Here is a 17,931-nt window from a genome sequence, read left to right as displayed (position 1 = left end):
TCGGGGGATTCAAATTTTCAATCACGAAAGGTACGGCTTGGATTAAGTCACATAAAAACCCGAGTAGTTGCTATAATCACGAGCACTTTACCAATTGCCAAAAAGTTCCGAGGAAGTTTTGTTTTTATGTCAACGTCCAAAACGCCACACATCAACGCCGACCAAGCCGAACTGAACAATTTCAATCAGCTCGCCAACACCTGGTGGGACGAGTCGGGCGAGTTCGGCGCACTGCATAAAATCAACCCTTTCCGATTGACGTTCATGGAGCAGTTTTTGCCCATTGAAGGTCACACCATCCTCGACATCGGTTGCGGCGGCGGGATTCTATCGGAAGCCATGGCCAAGGCCGGCGGCCAAGTCACCGGTATCGACTTGGCCGATGAAGTACTGACTGTCGCCAAACTGCACGGCTTGGATTCCGGCGTCAAGGTCGATTACCGTTTGGAATCGGCAGAGGATCATGCCGACCAACACGCCGGGCATTACGACATCGTCACCTGTATGGAAATGCTGGAACACGTGCCACAACCAGCGGCCATCATCGAAGCGGCTGCTAAAGCCGTAAAACCCGGCGGCTGGGTGTTCTTTTCCACCCTGAACCGCAATTACAAATCCTACCTATTGGCGATTTTCGCGGCAGAACAGCTGTTGGATCTGGTACCGAAAGGCACCCATACACATGAAAAATTCATCCAACCGTCCGAGTTGGACGCCATGGCAAGACAAGCCGGACTGCTACTCAAAGACGGCGCCGGCATCGAGTTCAACCCGCTCTTAAAGCGTTATGGTTTGAGCGAGAAACTCGATGTTAATTACCTGATGGCTTATCAAAAACCCGCTTAACCGCAATGACTGACCAAATTGAAAGAGACAACCCTATGACCATTCGATGTGTGCTTTTTGACTTGGACGGCACCCTGCTCGACACTTCCTACGATTTTGCCTACGCGCTGAACCACACCTGTCGCCATTACGGCCAGGACCCTTTGCATTATCAAGACATTCGCAAAACCGTTTCTCAAGGCGGACTGGCGATGACACAGCTGGCGTTTCCCGGCTTGGAAGGCGAGGAATTGGAAAGCAAACGACAATTTTTTCTGGATGTGTACTTCAAGCACATCGACATGCATACACGCCTTTTCCCGGGGCTGGAAGCCGGCCTGGCGGAAATCGCCGAACGTAATATTCCCTGGGGGATTGTCACCAACAAGCCCACCTGGTTGACGGAAAAGTTGTTGGCGAACATCTCGTTTCCATCCGAACCGGCCAGCATCATTTGCGGCGACACCTTAAGCGTGCGTAAGCCGCATCCGGAACCCTTGTTGTTGGCCGCGCAACAATGCGGCGTCACCGCAGACCAATGTATTTATCTCGGCGACCACCCAAGAGACATTGAAGCCGGCATCAACGCCGGGATGCAAACCGGGGCCGCCATGTTCGGTTATCTGCCGGAAGCCGCGTCCGAAACCGCGTGGCCGGCCGATTATTTCTTTGAAACCCCGATTGAAATCACTCACTTCATTCAAGAGACATTATGAGCATTTATTTGATTACCGGTGCCGCGGAAGGCTTGGGGCGCAGCCTCGCACTGGCCTCAGCACACGACAACAACCAACTGATTTTATTGGATAAAAACCTGAAAGGCTTGAATCACCTTTATGACACCCTTGTCGACTCCGATGACTACCAAGCGCAACCGGCTTTGTTTCCAATGGATTTGCTCGGCGCAAACATCGAGCATTACGGGCAACTGAGAACCACATTGGAAAATGAATACGGCCATCTTGACGGGGTGTTTTTGAATGCCGCGACCCTACCGGCCTTTACGCCGGTTGAGTATTTCGATTACATCCAATGGTACGAAGTGCTGCACACCAATTTGAATGCCAACTTCCATCTCATTCAGCAAACACTGCCTTTATTACGCGCTGCAGACGCCGGGCAATTGGTTGCAATATTGGATGGAAACCTGGAAGACAATCCGGCTTATTACGGCGCTTACGGGGTGGCCAAAGCCGGGCTGGAACAACTTATGAAAACCGTGGCGCTCGAAAACCAGAAAAGCCCCCTGCGCTTTTACAGCGCCAAACTCGGTGCTTTTCAATCCAATACGCGCAGCCGTCAGTTCCCGAGTGAGAACCCCGAGACCATTCCGACCAGTCAGGTTATCGCCGCCGAACTCCTGAAAGCCTTGCAAGACGATTCCACGACCGATTCTCTGCAAAAGCTCTAAAACCGAAAAACGCCCAGGCCTGGGCGTTTTTTTGCAATTCAGTCAATTTAACTTGCGTTTCGCCTTTTCAGAAGGCCGTTTCGGTGATTACGCCGACGGCGTTTTATGCGCAGCCACCCATGGCATCACCCACATTTGGTACAAAGACGTGAACAACATAATCGTCGCGGCAATGCTGTAACCAAAGCCACCGATAATCACAAACCAGGCAAACTGCGGATTCATCTTCGTTAGCCACCAGGACGCGATGTCCACCACCAAAAATGCAAACGGAATAAAGATAATCACCGCCTTCACCCAGCGATTAAAGCCAACCGCCATCGAAAAAATATAACCAACAAAGAAGAAAATAAACGAAATACCGAACAGGTGGATATGCGAAACCCGTGTTAGAGAAGTAATGTCCGCGCCCTCATCCACTTTGGCGATGTCTTTCATGGTGTCGAATTGAGAAACATTTGGCAGAGACTTGATGTGTGCATGACACATGGCGCATTTTTGCATCACGATCGGCTGAACAATCGGCTCCCATTCCGATTCCTTCGCCCCGTCACGCGCCCACTTAATCAATGTCATCCGTTCTTCCGGCGTGGCTTTGTCTTTCATCGACCCGTTCAGTTTCGACTCCAGCTTGGAGCCGGTTCGATTCCCGTAATAACTGTACACAATATCATCGACCGAAACCCCGAATTTACCGTCCGCCATACCGTGCGTCAGCAGTATTTGTCCGCCGGCCATCAACAGCCCTAGCCCCACCACCATAATGTAGCCGGTGAACAGGGCTTTTAACGGAATACTGAGTTCGGGCAGCGACCAGTTTCGGGTAGCATTCATGATCAAATCTCCTCATTATCGGGTTACAATCGGTCTGGAAACTTATGCTGTGCAAACGGCCGGATGTGTTTTTATTTGGGTTTGAATCCGCCTGGGAAGGGCGTATGATGTTACGCAGCATTAACACCTTACAAACTATACAACTTTTTAGCCGAATGTTTCATGAATTTGTGCTGAGATTGCGCAGAGCATTGGTTTCACAAGGAAATTTTCGAAGAAGCGTCGTATCGGTGATTACGGCCGACTGAGAAAATATTTCTTGTGGAATCAAGGAACAAGCAAAATCGGTGCAAATTTGTTAAATATTCGGGTTAGGAGAACATCATGGCAAAGCGGCGTTATATTCGATTTTTTGACGAAATCGGAATTGATGATATTCCATTGGTGGGCGGTAAAAACGCCTCCTTGGGTGAAATGTTTCAGGCTCTGACGCCGGTCGGCGTTCCGGTGCCAAACGGTTTTGCCGTCACCGCCGAGGCTTATCGAGCCGTGTTAACGGAAAACGACTTGTGGGACAAGCTTCATGACATTCTTGACCCGCTCGACGAATCCAGCGTAACCGATTTAGCCGAACGTGGTCAGGCCGCACGGCAATTGGTTTACCATGCCGATCTGCCACAAGCGTTGATCGACGAAATTCTCGACGCTTATCACGTTTTAAGCGACTGTTTCACCACGCCGATTACCATGGCCATTCGCAGCTCGGCAACGGCGGAAGACCTGCCCACCGCCAGTTTCGCTGGCCAACAGGACACCTATCTTAATATCAGCGGTGAAACCGCCCTGCTCGATGCCTGTAAACGCTGCTTTGCCAGCTTGTTCACCGACCGCGCCATCCATTACCGAATCGACCAAGGGTTCAATCACTTTGATGTCGGACTGTCGATTGGCGTCCAAAAAATGGTGCGCTCCGATTTATCCGCATCCGGCGTGATGTTCTCGATCGACACCGAAACCGGCTTTAAGGATGCGGTGTTCATTACCGGTGCTTACGGTCTGGGCGAAAACGTCGTTCAAGGCGCCGTCGACCCCGACGAATTCTATGTCCATAAACCAACCTTTGAACAAGGCTACCGAACCGTATTGCGACGCCACCTTGGCGCCAAGAAAATCAAAATGATTTATGCCGCGGACGCCCATAAATCGCCGGTGCGCAACATCAGCACCTCCCTCGCCGAACGCCAGGCTTTCTGCATTACCGACGAAGAGGTTCTCAAGCTGGCGGATTACGCCATTCGTATCGAGAAACATTACAGCGACAAAATCGGTTACCAACGCCCCATGGACATTGAATGGGCCAAAGACGGCGACGATGGGCAGCTGTATATCGTCCAGGCCCGCCCGGAAACCGTGGCTTCTCAAAAGATTGGCACCCAATTGAAAACCTACCAAATTTCACCGGAACCGGATGCTCAAATTCTGGCGACAGGCCGCGCCGTTGGCAGCAAAGTCGCTCATGGCCAGGCCCACGTAATCCAAGATGTCGCTTACATCGACCAGTTCAAAGCCGGCGAAATTCTCGTCACCGACATCACTACGCCGGACTGGGAACCGGTGATGAAAATCGCTTCAGCCATCATCACCAATCGCGGCGGACGAACCTGCCACGCCGCCATTATTGCGCGTGAACTGGGCATTCCGGCGATTGTCGGTTGCCCCCAAGCCACCAAGGAGTTGGAATCCAATCCCGAAATCACCGTTTCCTGTGCCGAAGGCGATACAGGAAAAGTCTATCTCGGCAAACAACCGTTTGAAATCCATGAAACTGACCTGTCCGATTTGGAGATGCCGAAAACAGACATCATGCTGAATCTAGGCAATCCGGCACTGGCCTTTCAAACCAGTTTTATCCCAAATCAGGGCGTCGGGCTGGCCAGAATGGAATTCATCATTAATGAATCGGTCAAAGCCCACCCTTTAGCGTTACTGCAACCGGAAAAAATAACGGCCAAAACCATCCTGGAACAGCTGACCGACCTAACCCGCGGTTACGATAGCGGCAAAGCCTTTTTCATCGACAAACTCGCCAGCGGCATCGGCACCATTGCTGCGGCTTTCTATCCGAAACCGGTTGTGGTCCGCCTGTCGGACTTTAAATCCAACGAATACGCCAGCCTGCTGGGCGGAAAATATTTCGAACCGGATGAAGAAAACCCGATGTTGGGCTATCGCGGCGCATCGCGTTATATTTCCGAGGCGTTTGAGCCGGCCTTTGCTCTGGAGTGCCAAGCCATCAAACACGTGCGCGAAGAAATGGGATTCAGCAATGTCATCGTGATGATTCCGTTTGTGCGGCGTGTGGTCGAAGCGCAAAAAGTGATCGAAACCATGGAAAAACATGGTTTGAAACGTAATAAAAATGCGTTGAAAATCTACATGATGTGCGAGATTCCCAACAATGTACTTGAAATGGACGCCTTCGCGCCCTACTTTGACGGTATTTCCATCGGCTCGAACGATTTGACGCAGCTGGTGCTCGGTGTGGATCGGGATTCCGCTTTGGTCGCGGACAGTTATGACGAACGTGCCGAAGGCGTGAAAACCATGATTAAATGGGCCGTTGAAGGGGCTAAACGCAATGGCCTGCACTCCGGACTATGCGGTCAGGCGCCGTCGGATTATCCGGAAATGGCCGAGTTCTTGATTGAACTGGGCATTGACTCCATCAGTTTGAATCCGGATTCGGTGTTGAAAACCATGCAATGCATTGCCGAACTGGAAGGTCAGGCCAAAACCTGATTGAACGTGAAAGCACTTTCCTGAAAAGTCGCCAGGCCTGGTGACTTTTCATACTCGCTTGAATTAAAGTGCTGGTGCCTCTGGCGGACGATTAAAGGCCTGTTTAATCAACTCCGGCGCGGAATCCAACAGCTTGCGAGTGTAGTCATGCTGCGGGTTCAGCATAATGTCTTCCACCGGGCCCTGTTCGACAATCCGCCCTTCTTTCATCACCGCCACCTGATGGGCGATGGCGGGAATAATCGATAAGTCATGGGTGATGAACAGATACGACATATGATATTGCTGCTGCAATCGGTTCAACAGCTCCAACACCTGCGCCCGTACCGATACGTCCAAGGCGCTGGTCGGCTCGTCACAGATAATCAACTCCGGCTCCACCGCCAAGGCGCGGGCAATGCCGATGCGCTGCCGCTGCCCGCCGGAAAACTCATGCGGGTAGCGGAACTTATGTTCCGGCAGCAGCCCGACCTGTTCCAACAATTCATCAATGCGCGCATCCTGCTCGGCCGGCGTTTTCGGGCCGACCTTCAAGCTGTTCATGCCTTCACGGATAATGTCGCGAATTTGCATTCGCGGGTTCAGCGCCGAGAACGGGTCCTGAAAAATCACCTGCACCCGTTTGCGAAACGGCTTCATATGACGTTCATTCAACGGCAGCAAATCGACGATTTCCGATTCAGTATGAAACTCCACTTCGCCGAACGTCGCGTCCACCAACCGTAAAATCGCCTGCCCGATGGTGCTTTTGCCGCTGCCGGATTCGCCGACCAGCGCCAAGGTTTCCCCGCGATTAATCGCCAGATTGACGCCGTCCACCGCTTTCACATAGCCGACGGTGCGCTGGAAAATCCCTTTTTTAATCGGAAAATGCACTTTCAAATCGCTAATACGCAACAAACTGCGCGCTTCCGAAATCGGCTTGTACGTCAGTTTCGGCACGGCATCGGCCAGCAGTTTTTGAGTATACGGATGGGTCGGTTTGGCAAAGAAGTGCGCTTTATCGGCCTGCTCGACCAATTCACCTTGCTTCATCACCGCCACGCGGTCCGCCATTTCGTTGACCACGCCCATGTCATGGGTAATGAATAAAATCGCCAGGCCTCGCTCATCGCGCAACCGTTTCAGCAGTTCCAGCACCTGGGCTTGAATGGTAACGTCCAAGGCGGTCGTCGGCTCGTCGGCAATCAACAAATCCGGTTCACAGGCCAGCGCCATCGCAATCATTACGCGTTGCTTCTGCCCACCAGACAATTGGTGCGGATACCAGTCGTAACGTGCCTCCGGGTCGGGAATGCCGACTTCCTCAAACAGGCTGATCACCTTTTTGCGAGCGGCCTGACGATTCATTTTTAAATGAACCTTCAAGGCTTCCGCGACTTGATCCCCCACTTTCATGACTGGGTTCAAGGATGTCATCGGTTCCTGAAAAATCATCGCCACTTGCTGACCGCGCACTCGCTGCATTTTCACTTCCGGCAACAAGAACAGACTTTCGTCGTTGAGCACAATTTGCCCGCCGGTGATGTCCAGTGCTTCCGGCAGCAGACGCATAATCGCTAATGACGTCAGGGATTTGCCGCTGCCCGATTCCCCGACCAACGTGAAAATTTCTCCCGGTTGAATCTGAAAGCTGATGTTTTTGACCAGCGAAGTGTCACCGGCTTTGATTGCCAGGTGTTCAACGCTCAATACGGGTTCTTGTGATGCCATAGATTCATCCTAACATTATTTCTGATTACGTGGATCCAGCACGGTTTGCACTCGATCCGAGAATAAATTGGCGGCCAGCACCAAGATAAACATAAAAAAGAAAGCCGAAAACAGCGACCACCAGACCATCGGTTCCCGCGCCATTTCCAAGCGTGCCTGGTTGATCATATTTCCCCAACTGTGCATGGTCGGGTCCACCCCGACGCCAACATACGACAAAACGGCTTCCGCCAACACCAGGCCACTGAAATCCAGCACCACCGCAATCAATACGATGTGCATTACATTCGGCATGATGTGACGGCCGATGATGCGGAAGCGGCTCACGCCAAAGGCTTTCGAGGCCGTGACATAATCGACTTGGCTGATTTTGAGGGTTTCGGCGCGAAGCAATCGGCACAGTCCAGTCCAACTGGTCATGCCAAGAATAAAAATCAGGAAGAGCAATCGAATGTCCGCGCGCTCTTCCGTGCTGCTGAACCATTCCGGATTGTTGCTCATAATTGCTTGCATCACCAGGACGGCGGCGGCAATCAACAAAACACCGGGAATCGAGTTCAAGGTGGTGTAAATGTATTGGATGACGTCATCCACCCAGCCGCGGAACAAACCCGCGCTGATGCCCAGAATCAACGACAGCGGCAACATCACCAAAGTGGTCAGCACCCCGATCAACACGCCGGTGCGGATACTTTTCAAGGATTCGTACAACACATCGTTGCCCACCTTGTCGGTGCCGAACACATGGTAGAAGAAACTGAGGTGATACAGCCAAGCTAAAAAGACAACCACCAGTATCAGCGTTAAATAGCCGGTCCGCCAAGGCAGGCGTGTTTGGTTAAGCCATACTTGGCGGCTGTAAGCCAGTAACGACAGTCGGTGAACCCGTGAGCGCCACAAGGCGTGCAATAAAATCAACAACAAACTGATCAATAACCCGGCCAAAGCGGCTTCCAAACTGGCCTGAACAATCGACACCGGTTCCACATGCTTCAAGGGACGGTAACGCTGTTCGACACGGCCATCGTCGCCGACTTCCAAACTCTTGTTGTATTCGGTCGTCGCAAACGGCGCGGAGTAAGTGCGTTCCTGATCACTCGCCAAATGCGGTAAGGCGGTGTCCAGCACACTTTGATTATCCGATAACAGCGTGGACGACGCGTCGACGCGGAAGTGCACCGAATCCATCAGAGCAATCAACAAATACACCATCAACAGAATCGCGGAAATCATTGCCAAACGCGATTCGAAAATCTGCAGCCATTGTTGACGCACCTGCGGTGAACGGCTGATCAAACGCGCCCACACCAGCAAGGCCAGCATCAGCCCCCAGATCATGTAATCCGTCCAAAGCATTTCCAAGCTGATGCCCATCATCCGTCCAACCTCACTCTCGGGTCAAACACCGTATAGGAAATATCGGTGAGAATCAGGCCGATGATGTACAATACCGAACCGAGGAACACCATCGACTTCACGATGGCGAAGTCCTGCGCATTGATGGCGTCAATCGTATAACTGCCCAGGCCTGGAATACCGAAGAAGGACTCCATAATCAAGCTGCCCATGAACAAGGTCGGAATCACCACCACCACGCCGGTCAGAATCGGCAGCAGCCCGTTTTGCAATAAATGACCGAACAGCAATTTGATTTCAGACAAGCCTTTGGCCCGAGCCGTGCGAATGTAATCCTTATTGATTTCTTCCAGGAAAATGCTGCGATACCAACGCACGCCGGCACCCAACCCGGCGAAAACGCCGATGGCCACCGGCAAAATCAAGAACTTAAAGGCATCCCAACCTTCGCTGTAACCGGAAATCGGCACCCAGTGCCAAATTTTGCTGAACAGCACCTGGCCGGCGATGATGTAGAACAGCCCGGAAATCGACATAATCGCCACCGCCACCATCATGGTCACGCTGTCGAGCACCGACCCTCGAAACAGGACAATCAACAACGCCAGTGAAATATTGGTCACCAAACCGATGAGAAACGTCGGTAAGGCAATGGCCAAGCTCGGCCACATGCGTTCCTGAATGTCGGCGGAAATCTGCCGACCGTCATCCGACTGGCCGAAGTCAAAAGTGAAAAGCTTAACGGATTCATTCACAAACAAGGTATCGGTCAAAACGCCCAGGCCTGGTGCTTTTTCATTATAGAACAGCGGCTTGTCGTAACCGTGGTCCTGCTTCCAGGCCTCGATCATTTCCGGCGTGGTCTGCTTAGCGCCCAAATGAGTGCGCGCCATATCGTCCGGAGTGTTCACCATGAAAAACAGTGCAAAAGTAATCAGGTTCACGCCGATCAAAATCGGAACGGCGAACAACAAGCGTCTTACGATATAAGCCAACATTTACGCGCCTCCCGAGTCATGCGTTTCAATTGCGGTTTTTTGCCGTTTTTGATAGGCACGTACCAGCGGGTAAATGGACACCAGTAACAGGACCAGCACTAAAATCAATGGCCACAACACCGGCGGATTCCATTCAATCTGTTTTTCCGCTCGAAGCTTGGGATCCAAACGCTTGTATTTTAAGGTGTTATTCGCCAACGGGTTCGCCCAGGCATTGTGGTACCAACTGTGATACAGCGCCAGGCTTTTCGGATTAAAGCCCCAAGACCAAGGCGCGTCCTGTTGCGCGATGCGCACCATTTGACGAATCAATTCTAAACGCTCCGGCCCGTTTGACATGGTTTTGATTTGCTTGAACAAACGGTTGAATTCCGGATTATCGTAATTGGCGTAGTTGATACCCGCGCCCTTGTTTTTAACGGTGGCCTGCTCGCCATCCAGCAGGAACAGGAAGTTTTCCGGATCGGGGTAATCCGCGTTCCAACCCCAGGAAAACATCTGCCCTTGCCCGGTGCGCATTTTGTCCTGAAAACGATTGTAATCGGTGGCGCGAATCACCAGCTCAATTCCCAGCTTGGCAAACTGCTTACGGTACCAATTAAGCTGTGATTTGCTGTTCGGGCCAGTGGCCGCCGTATCGTAATGCAACACCAAGGGGTCGCCGTTCGGTTGACGGCCATTCGGGTAACCCGCTTCGACCAGCAAGCGTTTGGCTTCTTCAATCGATTTGCGTTGCGGACGACCGTTTCGCCAATCATACACAAACGGATCCATGCCCGCCTTGCCGGGTTCAAAACCGAAAATACCCGGCGGAATCGGGCCTTGCGCCGCCACCCCACGCCCGTTCAGGAAAATGGAAATGAATTCTTCCTCGTTCAGCGCAATGCTGATCGCTTGACGCAGTTTGCGCTGCTTCTTACTGTAGCCGCCGACCACCGGGTCAAGCATATTGAAGCCGAAATAAAACACAGTGGGTTCCACCACATTCAGAAAGCGAATGCCTTTGTCCCGCATCTCGGGGGTCAAACTCAAATCGCCGCCGGAAGAAACCGAAATCGCCTGATCGAAGCTGTCCGAACTGACACCGGAGGCATCGTAATACCCTTGCAAGAACTTATTCCATAACGGCACACTTTCCTTTTCCAGGGAATAGATGACTTCCTTAATGAACGGCAGCGGCTTTCCGGCATCGTTCAGCAGATTCGGATTCGCATCGTCCGGCAAGCCGTCGGTCGGGTAAAAACCGTGGTGGTAATTCGGGTTAGCCAACAGGCGCATGCGACGGTTCGGGTCATTTTCCACCAATTGGTACGGGCCGGTGCCGACCGGATAGGTGTCCAATGAAATATTCTTTTCCGCCAGGCCTGGCTGATCGTAAAACACCTCCGCTTCCCAAGGAATCGGCGCGAAGAAATTCATGCTCAACCAATACAGAAATTGCGGATAAACCCCATGAATGCGGATGCGCAATTCACGGTCCGACACCACCTGCACGCCGGGTAAATCCTTCTGTCTGAGCTCGGGTACCGTTACCGGTTGCGCCGACACCGCTTTCGAAAACGATGCCATGCCGACAATCAGCGGCTTCATCGTACCCAGAATCGGCGAATGATTACTGGTCACCGCCATACGCTTGATGGCATAAGCATAATCGTCCGCGGTCAAAGGACGGGTATCGGTTTCGGTGAAATCTTCCAAGGTTCGAATGCCTTCCAACTGCTCGTTGGTAAGCGACACCAATGCCGGTTGCCCCTGCGCATCTTTGACAAAGGCCGGATGGGGTTGGAAATAGATGTTGGGTTTCAGCTGCAGCCGATATTCCGAAAAGGCAACCTCGCCGGAATCCTCCGACACCACTTCCCCGGCCTGATTTAAAAAGGTCACTGTGGGCATTTCCGTCAGGGTCAAAGGCTCAAGGGTATAAGGGCGTTTCAAATAATGGTATTGCAGCGGCGGTTCATAGACCTGGCTGATAATCGACCACTCGTTGGCATTATAAGAAATCACCGGATCAAGATGTTTCGGGCGGGATGAAAAAGCCGAAAACAGCACCGGCTCTTCCACTTGCGACAGTTCATAAGGATTGTTCCAACGGCTGCCGTCACAGCCGGAAAAAAACATGATTACCGATAAAATCACACTGATTTTTAAGAAGTTACCAACCACGCTTCATCCGCTTTATAAGAGAGATTTGAATCGACTCGACATTCCGACTAGGTTATCAAAATTACGAATGGTTTTTCAAATAAAAAGAAGATCATTATAGCCCGATTTTAACGTTATAATGACCCAAATTATTTTTGTACATTTTTCGGAAACAACCTAGTAGAACAAAGGAGTCAAAATGGGATTTCTTGCGGGAAAAAAAGCCCTGATCGTCGGGGTCGCGAATAACAAATCCATCGCATACGGTATCGCCAAACAAATGCACGAACAAGGTGCGGAAATCGCCCTGACCTATCAAACCGAAAAACTGAAAGGTCGCGTTGAGAAAATCGCCGAAGAACTGGGCAGCAGCATCGTTCTCCCTTTGGACGTCACGTCCGACGAACAAATCGACAACGTCTTTGCCGAACTGGGCAAACAATGGGACGGTTTGGACATTCTGGTTCACTCGGTCGCTTTCGCACCGCGTGAGGAATTGGAAGGCCGCATGATTGACGCCTCAACCCGCTCCGGCTTTTCGGTGGCGCACGACATTTCTGCTTACAGCCTGACAGCTTTGACCAAAGCCGGCTATGACATGCTGAACAAAAACAACGGTTCGGTCCTCACCGTCTCTTACCTGGGTGCGGAAAGAGCCGTTCCAAACTATAACGTCATGGGCATCGCCAAAGCGTCTCTGGAAGCAACCGTACGTTACCTGGCGGCCGACTTGGGACAAGATGGTATCCGTGTTAATGCCGTATCGGCCGGTCCGATCCGCACCCTAGCGGCTTCCGGCATCAAAGACTTCCGTAGCATGCTGGATAAAGCCGCGGCAGCCACGCCACTGCGTCGTAACGTCAGCATCGAAGAAGTCGGCAACACCGCCGCGTTCCTATGCTCAGACCTGGCATCAGGCATCACCGGTGAAATCACTTACGTGGATGGCGGTTACAACACCACAGCCAGCAACTGATATCATCAAAAAATGGCCAGGCCTGGTCATTTCATACAAAAGCTCCGCAAGGGGCTTTTTTTATGCCTGAAGCACGGATAGAAAATACCGTAGAAAACAAAACCGCAAAGGCCTGTGAAAGGTTATTTTTAAATAAGAAAAAGGAAATCGAGAATCGATAAATGGCGGAGTGGACGGGACTCGAACCCGCGACCCCCTGCGTGACAGGCAGGTATTCTAACCAACTGAACTACCACTCCGAACAGGGATGATGATTGGAAATCATCGAAATAATAATGGTGGGTGATACTGGGCTCGAACCAGTGACCCTCGCCTTGTAAGGGCGATGCTCTCCCAACTGAGCTAATCACCCGAATCGTAGAAACAATTCGAATCAGTGCAAATAATGGCGGAGTGGACGGGACTCGAACCCGCGACCCCCTGCGTGACAGGCAGGTATTCTAACCAACTGAACTACCACTCCGAATCGAATCAAAACTGGTGGGTGATACTGGGCTCGAACCAGTGACCCTCGCCTTGTAAGGGCGATGCTCTCCCAACTGAGCTAATCACCCAACTCTGATCTATTCTTTTGCGCTTGAGGCCGTTTCAGACGCTGTCTGAGCTTGCCTCAACTGATGGGCGTATTATAAGTACTTAAGCGACGTTGTCAAACAATTTGGATGCTTTTTTTACAAATTTCTGACATAAAAAAAACCCTCAGAATTTAACCTATTGATTTGATTAAATTTGAGGGGTTGTGACAGCTATTAAGACAAATTCGGTCTTAGTTAACAGCGTCCTTAAGTGCTTTACCAGCTGAGAACTTAGGAACTTTTGCCGCAGGGATTTGCATTTCTGCACCTGTTTGAGGGTTACGACCAGTACGTGCTGAACGCTCACCAACTTTAAAAGTACCAAATCCAATGATGGCGACTGAATCACCTGAGCTCAAGGCTTTTGTAACAGTGGACACAGTTGCTTCTAGCGCTTTAGCGGCATCTGCTTTCGTTAAACCTGCTTCTTCAGCGATCGCACTAACTAATTCGGTCTTATTCATGATGTGAGTTTCTCCATAAGTATTAAGTATTCTTTCCACCCAAATTAAGGCTTGTGGTAGTTATATCAGCGTTCAACATTTACTGTCAAGCCTGTTCAGAGGAAAAATTTACAAAATTAATGCCTTTTCTGACCTTTTTTAAGAATTTGCTTGGAAGTTTCTTTATTTGCAATGATTTTGTCCATTTCGGCATCTTTCATGCTAATGTCCGCAAGCGCCTCTTCATCGTCGATTGCGGGCATGGATTCCAATGCAATCTTAAAGACTTCGTCAATCCATTGCACCGGATGAATGTCCAAACCGGCTTTCACTTCCTCGGAAATTTCCGACAAATCCCGGACATTTTCATACGGAATCAAAACGGTTTTAATGCCGCCTCTCGCCGCCGCCAGCAATTTTTCTTTCAAGCCTCCAATCGGCAAGACTTCACCACGCAAGGTAATTTCACCGGTCATGGCCACATCGGAACGTACCGGAATTTGGGTCAGGACCGACGCAATGGCGGTACAAATCGCAATCCCCGCGCTCGGCCCATCCTTTTTAATAGCCCCTTCGGGAAAGTGCAAATGAATATCTTGTTTTTCATAGAAATCGTCTTCCAACCCCAATTCTTTGGAACGGCTGCGAATGACGCTCATCGCGGTTTGCGTCGATTCCTGCATCACACTGCCCAATTGACCAGTCGAGGTATTTTTCCCCTTTCCGGGCATAGCCGTGGCTTCAATGCGTAATAAGTCACCGCCAACACGTGTCCAGGCCAAACCGGCCACTTGCCCGATCTGATTTTTTTCTTCCGCCAGACCGAAACGGTATTTGGCGACACCGAGGTATTTTTCCAAATCCTCCGGCATCACCTGAATCGGCGCTTCGGCCTCGCCCGTAACGATTTCCTTAACCGATTTACGACAGATTTTCGCCAACTTCTGATCCAACAATCGCACACCGGCTTCGCGGGTGTAGGTTTGAATAATCTTCAAAATCGATTCACGCGGCACTTCAATTTCGTCTTTTTTCAAGCCGTGATCTTTCATTTCACGCGGTAACAGATGTTGGGAAGCGATATTAAGCTTCTCATTTTCGGTGTAACCGGCTAAATCGATGATTTCCATTCGGTCCAACAACGGTTCCGGAATATCCATGGAATTCGATGTTGCCACAAACATGACGTCGGACAAATCATAGTCGACTTCCAGGTAATGGTCGTTAAACGCCTTGTTTTGTTCCGGATCCAATACTTCCAGCAACGCACTGGCTGGATCGCCGCGCTGGTCACGCGCCATTTTGTCAATTTCGTCCAACAAGAACAGCGGGTTCCGAGTTCCGGCGGTTTTCATTTTTTGAATCACACGTCCCGGCATGGCACCCAAATAGGTTTTACGGTGGCCGCGGATTTCCGCTTCGTCTCGCACACCACCCAATGACATACGCACGTAATGACGGTTGGTGGCTTCGGCAATGGAGCGAGCCAAAGAGGTTTTACCGACCCCCGGAGGCCCCACCAAGCACAGAATCGGCCCTTTCATCTTTTTAACGCGCTTCTGGACTGCCAAATATTCAATAATCCGTTCTTTGACTTTTTCCAAGCCGTAATGCTGTTTATCCAAAATCGCCTGAGCTTTATTCAAGTCTTTAGAAACACGGGTACGCTTCTTCCACGGAATCGCCACCAACCACTCAATATAAGTGCGAACAATATTGGCTTCCGGCGATTGCGGTGACATCATTTTGAGTTTTTTCAACTCTTCTTCGGCCACCTTCAAGGCATCCGGCGTCATACCGGCCGCATCGATTTGTTCTTTCAACTTGGTCATTTCGCTGACGCCGTCTTCCGAAGCTTCGCCCAGCTCTTCGTGAATCGCTTGCAGCTTGGTGTTCAAATAGAAGTTTCGCTGGGTCTGATCCATCTTTTTCTTAACGCGCGAATTAATGCGCTGTTCAGACTCCAACAAATCGATTTCGGTTTCGATGGTACTGAGAATGTGTTCCAAACGATCATTGATGGACAAGATTTCCAGCAACTGCTGTTTTTCTTCAATGCCCAATTTCAAATTCGCGGAAATGGTATCCACCAAACGATTCGGTTCAGTCGTTTTTTGAATGCTTTTCTGGACTTCAGATGGAATCTTTTTCTTCAAATCCGCATAATCCTGAAAACGCTCTTGAATGGTGCGTACCAGAACCACCCCATCGTTATCCAAGGTTTCGTCCGACTCCACTTGCTGAATGTCACCGGTCAGGAAGGACTCTTCGTTGTTCAGCCCCAGCAATTCAAAACGTTTAACCCCTTCCACCAGTACCTTCAAGGTTCCATCCGGCAATTTCAGCAATTGCAGAATATTCGCCATCACCCCGATGCGGTAAAGGTTATCGATGGTGGGCGTTTCCTCGGTGGCATTTTTCTGGGTAATCAGAAAAATCTGCTTATCTTCTTTCATGGCCGCATTCAATGCATTCATTGACTTCGGGCGACCGACAAACAACGGCACCACCATCCCGGGAAAAACCACCACGTCGCGTAAAGCTAAAACAAACACGTTGGTTTTAAATTCAATTTGGTCTATGTCCATAATGCGTTCCAATCTTTTTTATCGTTATTATCCACGCGTCCACGCAGTGGCAACCGTTAACTACCCGGAGACTTTTTCGTCCGACTCGTGGTACATCAGCATCGGCTTTTTACTGCCTTTGATAACGGCTTTGTTAATCACAACTTTCTCGACATTTTGCATGCTCGGTAGGTCGTACATGGTATCAAGCAAAGTTTTCTCCAAAATGGAGCGTAACCCACGCGCACCGGTTTTACGTTCGATCGCCATTTTGGCGATTTCCGTCAAGGCATCCTTACGAAACTGTAGTTCCACGCCTTCCAGCTCGAACATTTTCTGATATTGTTTGACCAAAGCGTTTTTCGGTTCGGTCAGAATTTGAATCAAGGCTTTCTCATCCAACTCTTCCAAAGCCGCGACCACCGGCAAGCGCCCGACAAATTCCGGAATCAAACCGAACTTGACCAAATCTTCCGGCTCGATGCCCTGGAAACGTTCCGACAATGATGCCTTGGTGTCTTGCGACTTCACCTCAGCCGAGAAGCCGATGCCTGTATTCTTATCCGTACGCTGCTCGATAAGCTTATCCAGCCCCTCGAACGCCCCACCGACGATAAACAGAATCTTCGAGGTATCAACTTGAATCATATCCTGGTTCGGGTGCTTGCGCCCGCCCTGCGGAGGAATGTTCGCAACGGTGCCTTCAATCAGTTTCAGAAGCGCCTGTTGAACCCCTTCGCCGGATACGTCGCGCGTAATCGATGGGTTTTCCGATTTACGGGTAATCTTATCGATTTCATCGATATAGATAATGCCTCTTTCGGCTTTTTCCGCATCGTTGTCACAACGTTGCAACAGTTTCAGCACAATGCTCTCAACATCTTCCCCCACATAACCGGCTTCGGTCAGCGTGGTGGCGTCGGCGATGGCGAATGGGACATCCAGCAAGCGCGCCAGAGTCTGAGCCAGCAAGGTTTTACCGGAACCGGTCGGCCCGATCAGCAAAATATTACTTTTGTTCAGTTCGACATCGTCTTTCTGATAACCGTTTTGTAAACGCTTGTAGTGGTTATACACCGCCACCGACAGCACTTTTTTGGCGTGGTACTGGCCAATGACGTAGTCGTCCAGAATTTGGCTGATTTCATGCGGCGTCGGCAAATTATCCAACTCGAACGCATTCAATTCTTCTTCGCCGAATTCCTCTTTAAGAATGTCATTACACAGCTCAACACATTCGTCACAAATATAAACAGAAGGGCCTGCAATCAATTTTTTCACTTCATCCTGCGCTTTACCGCAAAATGAACAATACAACGTTTTTTCACTCATCCGACTGCCTTTTCTTT

At 50.5% G+C, this 17,931-nt stretch carries 13 protein-coding genes and 4 tRNA genes; 5 read left to right on the top strand and 12 right to left on the bottom strand.

Going from position 1 to position 17,931, the window contains the following annotated elements:
- Positions 1 to 126 precede the first annotated feature (126 nt).
- From ubiG to EPV75_RS06545, 3 genes are read left to right on the top strand one after another with little or no spacing between them, the layout of a single operon-like run.
- Positions 127 to 846: a bifunctional 2-polyprenyl-6-hydroxyphenol methylase/3-demethylubiquinol 3-O-methyltransferase UbiG gene (gene ubiG, locus EPV75_RS06555; RefSeq protein ID WP_128384860.1), complete on the top strand. Its 720-nt coding sequence runs from the start codon at positions 127 to 129 to the stop codon at positions 844 to 846.
- Between the two features lie 35 nt (positions 847 to 881).
- On the top strand, positions 882 to 1,541 hold the full coding sequence (locus EPV75_RS06550) for an HAD family hydrolase (protein ID WP_128384859.1): 660 nt from the start codon (positions 882 to 884) through the stop codon (positions 1,539 to 1,541).
- Positions 1,538 to 2,236 carry an SDR family NAD(P)-dependent oxidoreductase gene (locus tag EPV75_RS06545; RefSeq protein ID WP_128384858.1) on the top strand — a complete coding sequence of 233 codons (699 nt, stop codon included), beginning with the start codon at positions 1,538 to 1,540 and terminating at the stop codon, positions 2,234 to 2,236. The genes EPV75_RS06550 and EPV75_RS06545 overlap by 4 nt, the downstream gene beginning before the upstream one ends.
- A gap of 87 nt (positions 2,237 to 2,323) precedes the next feature.
- Here EPV75_RS06545 and EPV75_RS06540 read toward each other — a convergent pair whose 3' ends face one another.
- Positions 2,324 to 3,070 (bottom strand): elongation factor-1 alpha, encoded by a 747-nt coding sequence (locus EPV75_RS06540; protein WP_128384857.1) that lies wholly within the window; start codon positions 3,068 to 3,070, stop codon positions 2,324 to 2,326.
- Positions 3,071 to 3,394: 324 nt separating this feature from the next.
- Here EPV75_RS06540 and ppsA point away from each other — a divergent pair, with 324 nt between their 5' ends.
- Positions 3,395 to 5,809, top strand: coding sequence for a phosphoenolpyruvate synthase (ppsA, locus tag EPV75_RS06535; RefSeq protein ID WP_128384856.1), 2,415 nt, complete (start codon positions 3,395 to 3,397; stop codon positions 5,807 to 5,809).
- 63 nt (positions 5,810 to 5,872) lie between these two features.
- Here ppsA and EPV75_RS06530 read toward each other — a convergent pair whose 3' ends face one another.
- The 4 genes from EPV75_RS06530 to EPV75_RS06515 are packed head-to-tail and all read right to left on the bottom strand — an operon-like array spanning position 5,873 to position 12,015.
- Positions 5,873 to 7,522 (bottom strand): ABC transporter ATP-binding protein, encoded by a 1,650-nt coding sequence (locus EPV75_RS06530; RefSeq protein ID WP_128384855.1) that lies wholly within the window; start codon positions 7,520 to 7,522, stop codon positions 5,873 to 5,875.
- A gap of 15 nt (positions 7,523 to 7,537) precedes the next feature.
- Complete coding sequence (locus tag EPV75_RS06525) at positions 7,538 to 8,899, bottom strand: ABC transporter permease (RefSeq protein WP_128384854.1); 1,362 nt, start codon at positions 8,897 to 8,899, stop codon at positions 7,538 to 7,540.
- A complete protein-coding gene (locus EPV75_RS06520) occupies positions 8,896 to 9,876 on the bottom strand; it encodes an ABC transporter permease (protein WP_128384853.1) in 981 nt (326 codons plus the stop codon). Before EPV75_RS06520 ends, EPV75_RS06525 begins: the two co-directional genes overlap by 4 nt.
- Positions 9,877 to 12,015, bottom strand: coding sequence for an ABC transporter substrate-binding protein (locus tag EPV75_RS06515; RefSeq protein WP_318779039.1), 2,139 nt, complete (start codon positions 12,013 to 12,015; stop codon positions 9,877 to 9,879). It abuts the gene before it with no gap.
- A 205-nt stretch (positions 12,016 to 12,220) separates the two neighbouring features.
- Here EPV75_RS06515 and EPV75_RS06510 point away from each other — a divergent pair, with 205 nt between their 5' ends.
- Positions 12,221 to 12,997, top strand: a complete 777-nt coding sequence (locus EPV75_RS06510; protein WP_029938088.1) for an enoyl-ACP reductase FabI — start codon at positions 12,221 to 12,223, stop codon at positions 12,995 to 12,997.
- Between the two features lie 162 nt (positions 12,998 to 13,159).
- On the opposite strand, the gene EPV75_RS06505 is transcribed toward EPV75_RS06510, so the two are convergent.
- The 7 genes from EPV75_RS06505 to clpX all read right to left on the bottom strand — a co-directional run bounded on the left by EPV75_RS06505 (position 13,160) and on the right by clpX (position 17,914).
- Positions 13,160 to 13,236 (bottom strand) — tRNA-Asp (locus tag EPV75_RS06505).
- Between the two features lie 37 nt (positions 13,237 to 13,273).
- Positions 13,274 to 13,349: transfer RNA gene (locus EPV75_RS06500), tRNA-Val, on the bottom strand.
- Between the two features lie 34 nt (positions 13,350 to 13,383).
- Positions 13,384 to 13,460 (bottom strand) — tRNA-Asp (locus EPV75_RS06495).
- A gap of 15 nt (positions 13,461 to 13,475) precedes the next feature.
- Positions 13,476 to 13,551 (bottom strand) — tRNA-Val (locus tag EPV75_RS06490).
- Between the two features lie 212 nt (positions 13,552 to 13,763).
- Entirely contained in the window at positions 13,764 to 14,036 is a 273-nt protein-coding gene (locus EPV75_RS06485; protein ID WP_029938087.1) for an HU family DNA-binding protein, read from the bottom strand.
- 116 nt (positions 14,037 to 14,152) lie between these two features.
- Positions 14,153 to 16,603, bottom strand: coding sequence for an endopeptidase La (gene lon, locus EPV75_RS06480; RefSeq protein WP_029938086.1), 2,451 nt, complete (start codon positions 16,601 to 16,603; stop codon positions 14,153 to 14,155).
- 60 nt (positions 16,604 to 16,663) lie between these two features.
- Positions 16,664 to 17,914: an ATP-dependent Clp protease ATP-binding subunit ClpX gene (gene clpX, locus EPV75_RS06475; protein WP_029938085.1), complete on the bottom strand. Its 1,251-nt coding sequence runs from the start codon at positions 17,912 to 17,914 to the stop codon at positions 16,664 to 16,666.
- Positions 17,915 to 17,931 lie beyond the last annotated feature (17 nt).

The sequence above is a fragment of the Hydrogenovibrio thermophilus genome (assembly GCF_004028275.1).
In the GTDB taxonomy this organism is placed as follows: domain Bacteria; phylum Pseudomonadota; class Gammaproteobacteria; order Thiomicrospirales; family Thiomicrospiraceae; genus Hydrogenovibrio; species Hydrogenovibrio thermophilus.
Note: the sequence above shows the minus strand (reverse complement) of the source record. Positions and strands in the feature narration are given on the sequence as shown.